This is a genomic window from Bacillus pretiosus (assembly GCF_051294775.1).
Classification (GTDB): Bacteria; Bacillota; Bacilli; order Bacillales; family Bacillaceae_G; genus Bacillus_A; species Bacillus_A wiedmannii.
Map to the genome: position 1 here is coordinate 301212 of NZ_JBPPHF010000001.1, position 14191 is coordinate 315402.

General features: G+C 34.8%; 14 protein-coding genes. 11 read left to right on the forward strand and 3 right to left on the reverse strand.

Features of this window, described 5'->3' with window-relative positions; translation table 11 throughout:
- Positions 1 to 30: 30 nt before the first annotated feature.
- Both ACSG5Z_RS01530 and ACSG5Z_RS01535 read right to left on the reverse strand, forming a co-directional pair.
- Positions 31 to 258 (reverse strand): hypothetical protein, encoded by a 228-nt coding sequence (locus ACSG5Z_RS01530; protein WP_435710505.1) that lies wholly within the window; start codon positions 256 to 258, stop codon positions 31 to 33.
- 52 nt (positions 259 to 310) lie between these two features.
- Positions 311 to 1414, reverse strand: coding sequence for a CapA family protein (locus ACSG5Z_RS01535; protein WP_048543278.1), 1104 nt, complete (start codon positions 1412 to 1414; stop codon positions 311 to 313).
- A gap of 211 nt (positions 1415 to 1625) precedes the next feature.
- Here ACSG5Z_RS01535 and ACSG5Z_RS01540 point away from each other — a divergent pair, with 211 nt between their 5' ends.
- From ACSG5Z_RS01540 to ACSG5Z_RS01550, 3 genes are all read left to right on the forward strand, one after another.
- A complete protein-coding gene (locus ACSG5Z_RS01540) occupies positions 1626 to 2342 on the forward strand; it encodes a DUF554 domain-containing protein (protein ID WP_435710507.1) in 717 nt (238 codons plus the stop codon).
- A gap of 18 nt (positions 2343 to 2360) precedes the next feature.
- Positions 2361 to 3212, forward strand: a complete 852-nt coding sequence (locus ACSG5Z_RS01545; RefSeq protein ID WP_142954055.1) for a GNAT family N-acetyltransferase — start codon at positions 2361 to 2363, stop codon at positions 3210 to 3212.
- Between the two features lie 167 nt (positions 3213 to 3379).
- Positions 3380 to 4594: a multidrug efflux MFS transporter gene (locus tag ACSG5Z_RS01550; RefSeq protein ID WP_060489966.1), complete on the forward strand. Its 1215-nt coding sequence runs from the start codon at positions 3380 to 3382 to the stop codon at positions 4592 to 4594.
- A 52-nt stretch (positions 4595 to 4646) separates the two neighbouring features.
- Here ACSG5Z_RS01550 and ACSG5Z_RS01555 read toward each other — a convergent pair whose 3' ends face one another.
- On the reverse strand, positions 4647 to 5408 hold the full coding sequence (locus ACSG5Z_RS01555) for a DODA-type extradiol aromatic ring-opening family dioxygenase (RefSeq protein ID WP_048543275.1): 762 nt from the start codon (positions 5406 to 5408) through the stop codon (positions 4647 to 4649).
- A gap of 204 nt (positions 5409 to 5612) precedes the next feature.
- On the opposite strand from ACSG5Z_RS01555, the gene ACSG5Z_RS01560 reads away from it, so the two are divergent.
- From ACSG5Z_RS01560 to ACSG5Z_RS01595, 8 genes are all read left to right on the forward strand, one after another.
- A complete protein-coding gene (locus tag ACSG5Z_RS01560) occupies positions 5613 to 6536 on the forward strand; it encodes an alpha/beta hydrolase (protein WP_088121844.1) in 924 nt (307 codons plus the stop codon).
- Positions 6537 to 6591: 55 nt separating this feature from the next.
- Entirely contained in the window at positions 6592 to 7197 is a 606-nt protein-coding gene (locus ACSG5Z_RS01565) for a pentapeptide repeat-containing protein (protein WP_087983019.1), read from the forward strand.
- An 81-nt stretch (positions 7198 to 7278) separates the two neighbouring features.
- Positions 7279 to 7923, forward strand: a complete 645-nt coding sequence (locus ACSG5Z_RS01570) for a LytTR family DNA-binding domain-containing protein (RefSeq protein ID WP_435710511.1) — start codon at positions 7279 to 7281, stop codon at positions 7921 to 7923.
- Positions 7924 to 8050: 127 nt separating this feature from the next.
- Positions 8051 to 9565, forward strand: coding sequence for a succinyl-CoA:acetate CoA-transferase ScpC (gene scpC / locus ACSG5Z_RS01575; RefSeq protein ID WP_435710513.1), 1515 nt, complete (start codon positions 8051 to 8053; stop codon positions 9563 to 9565).
- A 212-nt stretch (positions 9566 to 9777) separates the two neighbouring features.
- Entirely contained in the window at positions 9778 to 10221 is a 444-nt protein-coding gene (locus ACSG5Z_RS01580; RefSeq protein WP_088608672.1) for a GNAT family N-acetyltransferase, read from the forward strand.
- Positions 10222 to 10248: 27 nt separating this feature from the next.
- Positions 10249 to 10608 (forward strand): YunG family protein, encoded by a 360-nt coding sequence (locus tag ACSG5Z_RS01585; RefSeq protein WP_098145885.1) that lies wholly within the window; start codon positions 10249 to 10251, stop codon positions 10606 to 10608.
- A 53-nt stretch (positions 10609 to 10661) separates the two neighbouring features.
- The gene (locus tag ACSG5Z_RS01590; protein WP_137035941.1) at positions 10662 to 11987 is read left to right on the forward strand and encodes a bifunctional S-methyl-5'-thioadenosine deaminase/S-adenosylhomocysteine deaminase; all 1326 of its coding nucleotides are present in this window, start codon (positions 10662 to 10664) and stop codon (positions 11985 to 11987) included.
- A 154-nt stretch (positions 11988 to 12141) separates the two neighbouring features.
- Positions 12142 to 13770, forward strand: a complete 1629-nt coding sequence (locus ACSG5Z_RS01595; protein WP_098204167.1) for a peptide ABC transporter substrate-binding protein — start codon at positions 12142 to 12144, stop codon at positions 13768 to 13770.
- Positions 13771 to 14191 lie beyond the last annotated feature (421 nt).

Genomic DNA, 14191 nt, shown 5'->3' on the forward strand with positions numbered 1-14191 from the left:
GAAATGCTGCTTGTATCTATCTTTTTATAATTACACTATATACTTTCCATATTCAAGTAGGATAAAGCTAGTTAACCAAAAGAGTATCGCAATGCGAATGATTACATACATAGTAAATTCAAAGGTAGTAAGTTTTCGTTCACGTTTTATTCTTTTTAGAAGTTTAACAGAAAAAAATGAACATAAAAGTAGAACGGCTATAGATATTTTATAAATATTCTCTAACAAACTTACATTTTCTAATAAGTCTTTCAGCATGTTCATCACCTATTCTGTAAAGTATGTTACAGAGAAATAAATCTTGCGCTGTCTAGTTTCGTTTGTTTTTTATGTTCCCTGTATCATCAATTTCTACATCAGTTGAAATCGTTTGTAAATACTGTAGAGCTTTTTTCTTTTCTTCCTCATTTACAGGGGAAACTTGGTTGTTGCGAATGATGTAAGGATTGAATGACATTTGGACATCCTTTCCTTTAAAAGTTAAAGTTAATACGCCAGTTTCGGCGCTTTTCCCGCTTACATAACTTGGGAATAAAAAGTTACCTAATGAATAAGCGATAGGAACGTTATTATAATACTCAAATCCTTGTAACCAATGCGGGTGACTCCCGACAATCGCGTCAGCTCCTGCTTCAACCATTTTAGGTACATATTGTTTTTGGTATTCTACCGGACGATTTGATTTTTCAACGCCCCAATGCATATAGATGATTAAATAGTCTGCATCTTTCTTTTGCTCTTTAATTGTTTTTGTTACAAGATTTAAATCATATCCGTTCGCAACGCCAGGTTTATTGTCACCAGCTACCCAATTCGTATCAGGCATAAATCGAACGAAGGAAAGAAATTTGAACTTTTTCCCTTTTACAGTCATTTCTCGTGCAGTATATGCATCCTTTGCATTCTTTCCGGCTCCAATGTAAGGGAACTTTAATTTTTCAACGTGAGAAATCGTGTCTAATAATCCATCTTGCCCATAATCAAGTGTATGGTTATTCCCAATATTTACGATGTCATATCCCGTGTTTTTAATAGCTTTTAGTGTAGATGGATCACTTTTAATCCAAAACAGTTGTCCAGGAGCTTTCTTTTCTCTCGTTGTAAATGCTGACTCTAAATTAACGAAAGAAATATCAGCTTTTGTTATTTCTTCTTTTACATGTTGGAATGGATAATCAGCCCCGTTTTTTTCGATTACAGGACGTAATTGCCAATCGAACATTGTATCACCAGAGAAGGTGAGTGTGATTTCCTTGTCTTCTATTTTCTTTTCACTTGTTGAAGCTGTTTTACTAGATTTGTTTTGCAAATCGGGTTTGTCTTTCGCTTTTGAAATAAAAGAGTAGTTAACTAATAAAACAATTGGTGTAATGCAAAAGGCTATTAACAGAAATCGTTTTAGTAAAGTTTTCATAAATACCTTCCCTTTTGAGTTTATACCGCAATTTGTGGGCAATAAAACTCGCGCTAGTTAAAGTTTCACTTTATGTATAACTACAAATGCAGTTTATGTAGTGAAAACATTTGTTAATATTCTCAATATTAAGTTAACATATAGATAACCTGTAAATCAATGTATAAACCAAAATATAGAAATAAAGAATTCGAAGGGTGAAGAACGAGAGATGGTTATATTAGGAGCAGTTGTAAATGGGATTTGTATTATATTTGGTACTTTACTAGGAAAATTATTTAGTAGAATTCCAGAAAGTATGAAAGGAACAATTATGCATGCAATCGGTTTAGCAGTTACTGTGCTTGGACTTCAAATGGCATTGAAAAGTGAAAATTTTCTTGTTGTCATTTTAAGTTTAGTTATTGGTACCGTCATCGGGGAATGGCTACAACTAGAGGAAAAGTTAAAGCTGTTAGGAGATTGGCTAGAAAATAAAGTTGGATCGAAAGGGAAAGGGAGCATATCAGAAGGGTTTGTAACAGCTACTTTAATTTTTGCAATTGGTGCGATGGGCATACTTGGTGCACTCGACAGTGGGATTCGCGGAAATCATGATATTTTATTTACAAAGGCGATTATCGATGGGTTTATTTCTATTATATTAACGACAACTTTAGGAATTGGCGTAGTATTTTCGGCGATTCCAGTTATTTTATATGAAGGAGGGATTGCGGTTTTTGCAACACAAATTAATAGTTTGGTCCCGAAAGAATTAATGAATCAATTTATAGTGGAAATGACAGCTACAGGTGGTATTATGATAGCCGCTATTGGATTGAACTTACTTGGTATTATTAAAATTAAAGTGGCAAATTTACTGCCAGGTATATTGGTAGTTGGAATAATTGTTTTACTTATTTACGGTTACGGTTTAATAGTAAAGTAGTAGGGGATGGATATATATATGGAGGAATTTCAATATACAAAACGTGTGCATAACATATTGAAGATTGCAGCAGAAGAGGCGGAAAATAATATTATTCAATCAATTCATCTGTTTATCGGAATGAGTAAAGAAGGCACTGGAGTTTGTAGCGAGTTGTATATGTATTTGTTTCGTAACTTGGGTACGGATTTTTTAGAAAAATTTTCAATACGAAAACAATACGATTCACCGTATCCAGAGTATAAAAAAATAGGACAATATAAGGTATCTTATAAGGTGCTAGAAATTTTACAAATAGCGAAGAAACGTATGGAACGTTTCCAGCAAGTAATAATAAATGAAGGGCATGTTATATATGCGCTATTCCGCACGGATACGTTTATTGGAAATGCACAAATACAAAAAGATATATTACGTATTATAGCTGAGCCAAGAGATTTAGCGGTCGATCTAAAATATTTTGTTCCTACTTATAATCATTTAATTTGTACTGTTAGAAAGGCTAGCCCTTCTGATTTTGAAAAATTAGCAAGTTTTGTTAATGAGGAATTTGGTGAACGTTGGTTACATTCAATAGAGTATGGATTTCGTACATATAAAGAAAATTTACCTATTTATATAGCAGAACAAGAAGAAGTGATAGTGGGTTTCGCTTGTTATGATGTAGTGAGAGGAAAGAAGGGATTGTTTGGTCCAATGGGCACAGCGAAACAAAATCGCGTGAAAGGTGTAGGTAAGGAATTGTTACATCGTTGTTTACATAGTATGAAGCAAGAAGGATATGAATACGCAATTATTGGACAAGCAGGTCCGATTGAGTTTTATGAGCGAAATTGTGATGCGCGTTTAATACCGTTAGAGAATAAGTAACCAACTCCATATGTGGGAGTTGGTTTTTTTATGAAAATAATGTAGAGATGTAGTGATTTTTACTAGAAAATAGCGGGTTTTGTAGTAAATCTTACAAATAAAGCAAATTACTAAACTTTTTACAAGAAAGGGTGTAGAATGGGTATCTAAAGAAAGAAGGTGTGAAAATGGCCAACTGGAAACGAAATTTAATGATTTGTTGGCTAGGTTGTTTTACCACTGCAGCCGGTATGAGTTTAGTAATTCCTTTTTTATCTTTTTATATTGAGGAATTAGGGGTGACTGGCACTTCTAGTATTGCACAGTGGTCAGGACTTGCATTTGGTATAACATTTTTAATGGGTGCGATCGTATCACCAATATGGGGAAAGCTTGGTGATATACATGGACGGAAATTGATGCTGATTCGTGCGAGCCTTGGTATGGCGATTATTATGACGCTTATGGGGTTTGTAACGGATGTGTATCAACTAGTCGCACTAAGGTTTTTGATGGGAGCAGTATCTGGTTTCCTTTCAACGGCGATGACATTTATTGCAGCAGAAACTCCGAAAGAGCATTCAGGTTGGGCAATTTCCACAATTTCAACTGGGGGCGTGAGCGGTTCTTTACTTGGCCCGTTACTTGGAGGATACTTGTCTGAGTTAATTGGAATGCGCCATGTTTTTCTTGTTACAGGAGCTTTTTTATTCCTTTCTTTTCTCATCGTTTTTTTCTTCCTACATGAAGAGAATCACTCCGCTCAAGCAAAAAAAGCACAACCGAAAAAAGTATGGACGATGGTTCCAGCAAAGCATTTAATTATTAGTTTATTTGTAACAACATTTATTATTCAACTTGCGAACATGTCAATTCAACCTATTATTACATTGTATGTAAAGAATTTAGAAGGCCCAGGAACGGCTCATATTGAAATGATTGCAGGCGCAGTCATGTCTGCGACAGGTTTAGCTATTATTATGGCAGCTCCTAAGTTAGGGAGATTATCAGATCGTATTGGACCTCAAAAAACGTTAGTTGTGGCGTTGTTTGCGGCAGGAATTATTTTTATTCCGCAAGCATTTGTAACCTCGGCTTGGCAACTATTAATTCTTCGCTTTTTATTAGGTATTGCACAAGCAGGACTATTACCTTCCGTACAAACTCTACTAAAACAACATACACCAACCCATGTAACGGGAAGAATATTTGGGTATAATCAATCGTTTCAGTTTTTAGGAAATATGATTGGACCAGTACTTGGTGGACAAATTGCAGCACATGCGGGCTTCCAATATGTTTTCTTTTCTACTTCATCACTATTATTTATTGCGTGCATTTGGGTTTATTTTCACAATAAGAACGAAGAGGTATCAGAGAAACGACATTTGGAAGTTAGTTAACTAAGTGAATGAAAAAGAAAAGGATGAAGCGACGATTGCTTCATCCTTTTTTTTAAAATTGAAGACAAAGATAACTTAATGTACCAAGCTCGTAACTGCGGTGAATGACTTCACCGTTATTTTCACCACTTCCCATAGCGATAAATAAAGGAACAAAATGCTCTGCTCTTGGTACTGCTAATTGTGCATGAGGGGCATTGTTCTCCCAATTAAATAATGCATCTTTATCAGTAGTCTGCATATGTTTAATAATCCAATCATCAAATTCAATTGCCCATTGTTCGGGTGTAGTTTGATTCCATTTTAAAGCTCGTAAGTTATGAACGGTAACACCGCTCCCGATTACTAAAATATCTTCTTGTCCAAGTCCTTTTAGTGCTTCGCCAATCTTAAATTGCTCTTTTGCAGCAAGGAATGGATTGACTGATATTTGGACAACAGGAATATTTGCTTCTGGATACATGCGATGCAGAAGAGTCCATGAGCCATGATCTAAACCTCTCGTCATATTATGATGGACTGGAATACCTTTGTTTTTAAATTTTGTTTCTAACATAGATGCAATGTTAGAAGAGCCTTTCGCACGATATTTGATTTCGTATAACTCAGGAGGAAAACCTCCAAAATCATAAATTGTTTCATATTCGTTATCTGATGAAGAAATCGTTAATACTTCGCTTTCCCAGTGAGCGGTGAAAATAACAATTGCTTTCGGTTTGTATGTTTCGCCAAGAGTTTTTAAAAACCTTGTATAGTCTGTATCTTGAATAGCAAGCATCGGTGATCCGTGTGCTAAAAATAATGATGGCATCATAATAGAAACCTCCCCAAAATATAATAATTACTTTATGTAAGTAACTATATAATTTTATTTTCTGTTCGTCAATATATTAGTTTAAGAGCTAATTGGAAAAGTGGGTCATTTGTCATAATGAAGGCAATTGCATATAATACATAATAAGAATAATGAATGGATATTCATTTTTTGATATACATAATAGAGTTGGGGGCTGACGAAATGAACGTACAGGAAAGTTTCGTTACGGCATTGGATGGATCGGAAATTTATTTACGTAAGTGGCTACCAGAAAGAGATCCGCGAGGGATTATTCAAATTGCACATGGTATGACAGAACATGCAGGTGTTTATACAGACTTTATTGCTGCCTTATTAGAAGCGGGGTATGGTGTTTATGCGCATGATCATAAAGGTCATGGGAAAACAGTGAAAAGAGAAGAAGATTATGGTCATTTTGAACCAAATGTAGGTTGGAGTGAGGCTGTTTCTGATGTTATCTTTGTATCAGAAACGATAAGAAAAGAGCAGACATGCCCGTTGTTTTTACTTGGACATAGTATGGGTTCTTTTTTATCAAGACGTGCTGTACAACTTAAAGGTGGATTATATGATGGATTCCTTATTTCAGGAACTGGTGGGAACCCGGGATTCTTAGGAGTCATTGGTCATAAAGTAGCGACAATCGAGATGAAACTACGCGGGGCAAAAACGAAAAGTCCGATGCTAAACTTTTTATCTTTCGGAAATTTCAACTCACACTTTAAGCCAAATCGTACGAAATTTGATTGGTTATCTTCAGATAATAATCAAGTTGATAAATATATTGCGGATCCTTTATGTGGATTTATTTGTACAACAAGCTTTTATCGTGAATTATTTTCTGGGGTATTAGAAGTAAATAAACTAGAAGAGTTTAAGAAAACACCGAAAAATCTTCCAATACATATTTTTTCAGGAGATCGTGATCCTGTTGGGGATATGGGGAAAGGTGTAAAAGAAGTATATGAAAATTATAAAAAATGTGGCGTGAAAGATGTAACGCTGCGCTTATATGAAAATGGAAGACATGAAATGTTCCACGAAGTAACTAGAGATGAAGTATTTCAAGATTTGATTTCTTGGTTAGATGGGCATATTGTATGAGAAGAAACCTCACTTTTTTCAAGTGAGGTTTCTTTGAGGAAATGGAGGAATAGTTATGAGTGAATTTGTAAATAAAGAGTATATAGAAATAGATTTTCAAGATGTTTTGATTAAAGAAGAGGAATTGAAAAATTGTACGTTCATAAAATGCTGTTTTAGAGGGGTGGATGCAACGGAAGTTTCTACTGAAAATTGTAATTTCATAGAATGTGATTTTACCGGTGCTCTATTTAACGCTTCTATCCATCAAGGAACTACATTTGCAAATTGTAAGTTTGTTGGTGTGAATTTATTCGTATCGAAGTTTGAAGAATGTAAAATGACTGGCTCTGATTTTGAAGAAGCGAATTTAGACGGAATAACTATCATATCGGGCGATTGGTCATATACGAATTTAAGGTTCGCGAACTTAAGTAAACAAATGTTAAAGGGTATACGTTTAATTGAAGCTGACCTATATGAATGTAATTTAGAAAAAGCAGATTTACGTGAAGCCGATTTAACAGGTGTACAACTAGGTAAGGCGAAACTTAGCGGTGCAAATTTAAAAGGGGCGATAGTTGATAGAATTGATTTTACAAGTTTTGATTTAAAAAATGTGAAATTAGATATAGCGCAGGCAGTTGCAGTAGCAAGATGTTATGGGGCTAAGGTGAACTAAATTGTTTGTAAAACCGTTCAAATTGTTGAACGGTTTTACAAATCATAATAGTAGTATAATAGTGAATGAGGTGTTAATAATATGGAAGATAAAACATTAGGTATACTACTAGATGTTGTTGGGGAATTATTTTCAGATGAAATATCAATCGCCGTTTCGAATACGAAAGAATATATTTACTATCGGTCAAGTAAACGAATTGATTTAAAGATTAGCGCCGGGAATCCTATTAAGGAAGGAACGATTGCACATAAAGCAATGGTAACGAAGCAAAAAGCCTCTGAGTTTATTAACCGAGATGTTTTCGGTATTCCTTATCATGGAATGGCCGTACCATTTTCAAATAATGGAAAGATTGAAGGTTGCGTGACGGCAATTTATCCCGCTTTAACGGATGGTAAGTCAGTCGTTACTTTAAAAACAACAGACGGATGGGTTCCAGTTCCTTTTGCAAAGGTCATGTATTTAGAGGCTAAAGATAAAAAGACATATGTGAATTCAGAAGAGTTAACAGGAACACATAAATACTCTCTACAAGAATTCGAATACTTGCTTCCGAAAGATTCGTTTATTAGATGCCACCGTTCCTTTATTGTAAATGTTAATCATATTAAAGCAATTTATCCTGATACCCATTCTACTTTTTTACTTTCTATGGATAACGGAGAGAGGGTACCAGTAAGTCAATCATACGCCAGTTATTTTCGTAAGCTTCTAGGATTCTAAAATTTTCTGCTTTAGAACCTAGATTCGCTGTTTTGTCTGAATTTTCGGCATTGTGTAAGAAAATCCCTATTTTGATGGTGTTAATGTGTAAAATAATTATGAATATTCATTGGGAGAGGGATTACATATGGAGAATAATTTAGATAGAATTAGAGATCAACGATTAAAAGATCGAGTAGTTACACCTGAAGAAGCAGCTTCATGGATTGAAAGTGGAATGACTTTAGGATTAAGTGGATTTACACGTGCTGGTGATGTAAAAGCAGTCCCATTTGCACTTGTAAACCGAGTTAAGAATGATAAATCTTTTAAAGTAAATGTTTATACAGGGGCTTCCTTAGGTTCGGATGTAGATAAATTATTTGCTGAGGTAGGAATTTTAGGGAAAAGATTGCCTTTCCAAGCAGATGCAACTATGCGAAAAGGAATTAATAACGGGGACTTTTTATTTGTGGATCAGCACTTATCTCATACAGCAGAGTTACTTCGTGCTGACGTTATGGATATAGATTTCGCTATCTTGGAAGCGGTTGCGATTACTGAAGATGGAATGATTATTCCAACCACTTCAATTGGAAATTCCTTAGCATTCTCCTTAAATGCTAAGTCCATTATTATTGAAATGAATATGGCTCAATCTACGCAATTAGAGGGGCTGCATGATTTATATGAACCAGGTAAACAAGGGGAAAGACTCCCTATTCCGCTCGTAAAAACGGATGATCGAATTGGAACAATCGGTATCCCAATTGATGCTGAAAAAGTGAAGGGAATTGTGTTTACGAATCAACTGGATTCGCCATCGACAATTGTTCCTCCAGATGAAGAAACTGTTATTATGGCACAGCATTTAATAGAGTTCCTTCGAGAAGAGGTTAAAGTAGGCCGATTAACAAATCGTTTAGCACCGTTACAATCGGGAATTGGTTCAGTTGCTAATGCAGTATTGCACGGCATGCTAGATTCGGAGTTTGAAGATTTAGAAGTATATTCTGAAGTTTTACAAGATGCGGTCTTTGATCTAATGGATGCTGGGAAAGTCAATTTTGCTTCCTGCTGCTCCATCACGCTTTCTGAAGAGAAAATGCAACAAGTATTTTCTAACTTTGAAAAATATCGTGACAAATTAATGATGCGCCCGCAAGAGATTTCTAATCATCCTGAAATCATTCGTCGCCTTGGATTAATCTCGATTAATACTGCTTTAGAATTAGATATATACGGAAATGTTAATTCTACTCATGTTTTAGGTACAAAAATGATGAATGGTATTGGTGGTTCGGGTGATTTTGCGAGAAATGCACGCCTAGCTATTTTTGTTACTAAATCGATTGCAAAAGGTGGCAACATATCAAGCATCGTTCCTTTCGTTTCTCATGTAGACCATACTGAACATGATGTAGATGTTATCGTCACTGAACAGGGGTATGCTGACTTAAGAGGGCTTGCGCCAAGAGAAAGAGTGGAACTAATTATTGAGAATTGCGTACATCCAATGTATCGTGAACAGCTACGAGCTTATTACGAGGAAGCAAAAACAAGAGGTGGACAAACTCCTCATATTTTAGAAAAAGCTTTTTCTTGGCATACAAACTATGCTAAAAATGGAACAATGCTTGAAGCGGTAGTAGAAACTGTTTAGAAGTGCAAAAATGATTCTTAATATAATATGCCATAAAGGTTAAAAGAAAAAGAACGCCAATTTTCAGGAATGGCGTTTTTTTCTTTTAAAAAATTGTTACCTATTATGAGGAATTATAAAAGTAATCTCTTATTTACGGAAATAAGAGGTTTTTTTAATTACTTTTCGAATCATTTTAATAGTTTATATATCAAAGGTGAGGAGAAAGAATCATGAAGATAAGAAATGCGTTATTAAGTGAAGCAAATGAATTAAGTGAACTTGCACTACATTCAAAAGCAACGTGGAACTATAGCGAAGCATTCATACTTGCTTGTAAGGAAGATTTAACAATTACTGATGAGTACATAAAAAATAATTTTGTATATGTTTTAGAAAACGATAATACGAAGATTGGTTTTTTCTCATTTTTACGTAATGATAACGCTCTTGATTTCTTGTACATTCATCCTCGTTACAAAGGAAAAGGGTACGGGAAAATACTTTGGGAGTATGTATTAGAAAAAGCAAATGAGCTAGGAATAAAAAGTTTTACAATTGATAGTGATCCGAATGCAAAAGGGTTTTACTTGAAGATGGGAGCAAAGTTAATAGGAGAGACACCATCAACGGTTTTTGAGGATCGTTTACTGCCTCTTTTGCAACATGATGTGTAAAACAATTAATAGTAGGAGAAGATTAGAATGGATGATGTAAAGATAAAAAGGATATATGAAGCACTAGTAAAATCATGGTCGATTGAAACAAGTTCAAAGTGGACTATTGAGAATCCGGCAAAGGGACAGTGTGGTGTAACGGCTTTAGTCGTTCAAGATATATACGGAGGAAAAATCAAAAAGACAAAAGTAGGGGAGATGTGGCATTTTTATAACTGTATAGTTGGACAGAGGTTTGATTTTACAGAGACTCAGTTCAATGGAAGATTGAATTATTTGGATGTGGAATCAAATCGAGAAGAAGCATTTGCAGATACAAATGAAAAACAATATAGCATTTTGAAGGAAAAGATAATGAAAGAATTCAAATTATCTTTTGACTCTTAATCTTTAATAAGTTACTATAATGGTGGTAACTTATTAAAGGGAACTTCATAGAGTTGAAAGGGGAAATACTTTTGAAAACAACTTATGTAAACGCTACAATCGTAACGATGAATGAACAAAATGAAGTGATAGAAAATGGATATATCATTGTAGAAAATGATCAAATTATAGATGTAAAGAGCGGAGAATTCGCTAATGATTTTGAAGTAGATGAAGTAATTGATATGAAAGGAAAGTGGGTTTTACCAGGGCTTGTAAATACACATACACATGTTGTAATGAGTCTCTTAAGAGGTATTGGCGATGATATGTTATTACAGCCATGGCTTGAGACGAGAATTTGGCCACTTGAAAGTCAGTTTACGCCAGAGCTTGCGGTCGCTAGCACGGAATTAGGATTACTTGAAATGGTGAAAAGTGGTACAACATCATTCTCTGATATGTTTAATCCAATTGGAGTAGATCAAGATGCAATTATGGAAACGGTATCAAAGAGTGGGATTCGAGCTGCAGTTTCAAGAACTTTATTTAGCTTCGGAACGAAAGACGATGAAAAGAAAGCAATTGAAGAAGCTGAAAAATATGTGAAGCGTTACTATAATGAAAGTGGTATGTTAACTACAATGGTTGCACCGCATAGTCCATATACATGTTCCACAGAACTGTTAGAAGAATGCGCACGAATTGCAGTAGAAAATCAAACGATGGTTCATATTCATCTTTCGGAAACAGAGCGTGAAGTACGTGATATTGAAGCACAGTACGGAAAACGTCCAGTAGAATATGCAGCAAGTTGCGGGTTGTTTAAACGCCCAACAGTTATTGCACACGGTGTAGTATTAAATGAAAATGAACGTGCATTTTTAGCAGAACATGATGTTCGAGTAGCTCATAACCCGAATAGTAATTTAAAACTAGGATCTGGTATAGCGAATGTAAAAGCAATGTTAGAAGCAGGAATGAAAGTAGGAATTGCAACAGATAGTGTGGCATCTAACAACAATTTAGATATGTTTGAAGAAATGCGTATAGCAACATTATTACAAAAAGGCATTCATCAAGATGCAACAGCACTACCAGTTGAAACAGCTCTTACACTTGCGACTAAAGGAGCTGCTGAAGTAATCGGCATGAAACAAACAGGATCACTTGAGGTCGGAAAGTGTGCCGATTTTATCACAATTGATCCATCTAATAAGCCGCATTTACAACCAGCAGATGAAGTGTTATCGCACCTTGTATATGCTGCTAGTGGAAAAGATATAAGCGATGTAATTATTAACGGAAAACGTGTCGTTTGGAATGGCGAATGTAAAACGTTAGATGAAGAGCGTATTATATTTGAAGCGAGTCGTTATAAACGAGGTTTGCAAAGGTAGGTAATTATATGTAGTTGAAAAAGCTATCCTTTTTTAAAAGGATAGCTTTTTTCTTGGACGAATAAATATTCAAAAGAATGTCGCATCTTTCTGTTAGTATTTCTGCTATAATATATTACGCTTTATAATATATTATACTTAAGGAGAACAACTCATGAAGCGAAAAAAGAGCCATTTAATGGTAATGGCACTTGTTACATCTTTATTATTAACAGCTTGTAATAATAAAGCGAATAAAAGTGACACAGAGGCAAAAAAACAAGTATTACATGTAACGGTATCGGAAGAAATCCCTTCTCTTGATACTGCGAAAACGATGGATGGTACATCAGCACATGTTATGCAAAACATATTTGAAGGTTTGTATGTATTAGATGATCAAGATCAGCCTATTCCAGCAGTAGCAAAATCGTTTAAAAGAAGTGAAGATGGTAAAAAATATACATTTGATTTGCGTAAAGATGCAAAATGGTCAAATGGAGACAGTGTGACAGCAAATGATTTTATGTTTGCGTGGAAACGTGCAATTAAACCTGAAACAGCGTCTCAATATGCGTACATGCTCTTTCATGTGAAAAATGCGAAAGAGATAAATAAGGGAACAATGCCTCTTGATGAACTTGGGGTTAAAGTTATAAATGATTATAAGTTAGAAGTGGAACTCGAACAGCCAATTCCGTATTTTTTACAGTTGTTAGCACTGCCGATTTACTTGCCACAGCATGAGTCATTTTTGAAAGAACAAGGAAAGAATTATGCATTGGAACCTAGTAATCTCATATATAACGGCCCATTTGTATTAGAGAAATGGAAGCATGAACAAGAGTTTCAATTAAAGAAGAATGCTACATATTGGGATGAAAAGAAAGTGAAATTAGACGAGATAAACTTTCAAATTGTAAAGGATACAATGACCGCTGTTAATTTATACGAAGCTGGTAATTTGGATCGAGTGCCTATTAATTCTCAATTTGTAGACAAGTATAAAGGAAGTAAGGAATTGCATATGTCGAGCGAACCTGCAATTGCTATGCTACGTTTTAATGAAAAAAATAGTGCGTTAGCAAATAAGAAAGTGCGTCAAGCTATTTCATTCGCGTTAAATAAAGAGGATTTCGTTGCTCATTTTATTAATAACGGAGCAAAACCTGCAAGTGTACTTGTACCAGTTGGTCATGTAAATGAAGAGACTGGTAAAGATTTTAGAAAAGAAAATGGCGATCTTTCTCCATATGATTTGCAAAATGCGAAAAAGATTTGGGAAGAAGCGAAAAAAGAGCTTGGAGTAGAACAAGTAAATCTCGAGTTTTTAACATTTGAACAAGATAATGCAAAACGTATGGCAGAATATATAAAAGGTGACTTAGAAAAGCATTTGCAGGGACTCGCAATCCAAATTAAACAACAGCCATTTAAGCAAAAATTACAGTTAGAACAAACAGGAGATTACGATATATCTATGGCAAATTGGGGACCGGATTATAAAGACCCAATTAGTTATTTAGAACTCTTTACGACGGATAATCAGAATAACAAAATGAATTATTCTAACCGTCAATACGATGAATTAATAAAGAAAGCGAAAAGCGATCTAGTACTAGATCAGAAGAAAAGATGGGAAGCATTGCAAGAGGCCGAGCGTATTCTATTAGAGGATGCTGCGGTCGCACCGCTTTATCAAATGGGTTCAGCTTACGTACAAAAAGATTATGTAAAAGGAATTGAGAAGCATCAATTCGGTGGTATTTATACTTATAAGAATGCTTATATTGCTAATGAATAAATACAAAAAACCTTACTTTTTAAAAAGTAAGGTTTTTTTAAGAGTACATGGAATAAGGGAATACAGTACAAAGAAGCATACAAACAATCTCTTGTTGTAATTATGTTTGTTTTTAATTATATAAAAAATAATAGATTATATATTTTGTCATTGATATACTTAAAAGGTAATTAAGGTATTAAGATGAATTGATAGAGATATTTGTGTAGAATTATTTGAGTATTGTAAAAAAAGAGGGTCTTAAGTGTGTGATTTGAGCGGGGCTTTTTCTAAATGAATGAATTGGTATGTATAATACTTGGGCGATATTAATTTGGGAATCTCGGGAGATTCTTTGAAGCTAGAAAAAGTAGAGTCAAATTCCATGTACTATTAGGTCCTGGTGTAGGTTTATGGGGATTTGGTTTAAGGAATAAAGGGG

Coding starts and splice junctions, on each gene's coding strand:
- ACSG5Z_RS01530 (WP_435710505.1), bottom strand. CDS start 258: ATGCTGAAAGACTTATTAGAAAATGTAAGTTTGTTAGAGAATATTTAT.
- ACSG5Z_RS01535 (WP_048543278.1), bottom strand. CDS start 1,414: ATGAAAACTTTACTAAAACGATTTCTGTTAATAGCCTTTTGCATTACA.
- ACSG5Z_RS01540 (WP_435710507.1), top strand. CDS start 1,626: ATGGTTATATTAGGAGCAGTTGTAAATGGGATTTGTATTATATTTGGT.
- ACSG5Z_RS01545 (WP_142954055.1), top strand. CDS start 2,361: ATGGAGGAATTTCAATATACAAAACGTGTGCATAACATATTGAAGATT.
- ACSG5Z_RS01550 (WP_060489966.1), top strand. CDS start 3,380: ATGGCCAACTGGAAACGAAATTTAATGATTTGTTGGCTAGGTTGTTTT.
- ACSG5Z_RS01555 (WP_048543275.1), bottom strand. CDS start 5,408: ATGATGCCATCATTATTTTTAGCACACGGATCACCGATGCTTGCTATT.
- ACSG5Z_RS01560 (WP_088121844.1), top strand. CDS start 5,613: ATGAACGTACAGGAAAGTTTCGTTACGGCATTGGATGGATCGGAAATT.
- ACSG5Z_RS01565 (WP_087983019.1), top strand. CDS start 6,592: ATGAGTGAATTTGTAAATAAAGAGTATATAGAAATAGATTTTCAAGAT.
- ACSG5Z_RS01570 (WP_435710511.1), top strand. CDS start 7,279: ATGGAAGATAAAACATTAGGTATACTACTAGATGTTGTTGGGGAATTA.
- scpC (WP_435710513.1), top strand. CDS start 8,051: ATGGAGAATAATTTAGATAGAATTAGAGATCAACGATTAAAAGATCGA.
- ACSG5Z_RS01580 (WP_088608672.1), top strand. CDS start 9,778: ATGAAGATAAGAAATGCGTTATTAAGTGAAGCAAATGAATTAAGTGAA.
- ACSG5Z_RS01585 (WP_098145885.1), top strand. CDS start 10,249: ATGGATGATGTAAAGATAAAAAGGATATATGAAGCACTAGTAAAATCA.
- ACSG5Z_RS01595 (WP_098204167.1), top strand. CDS start 12,142: ATGAAGCGAAAAAAGAGCCATTTAATGGTAATGGCACTTGTTACATCT.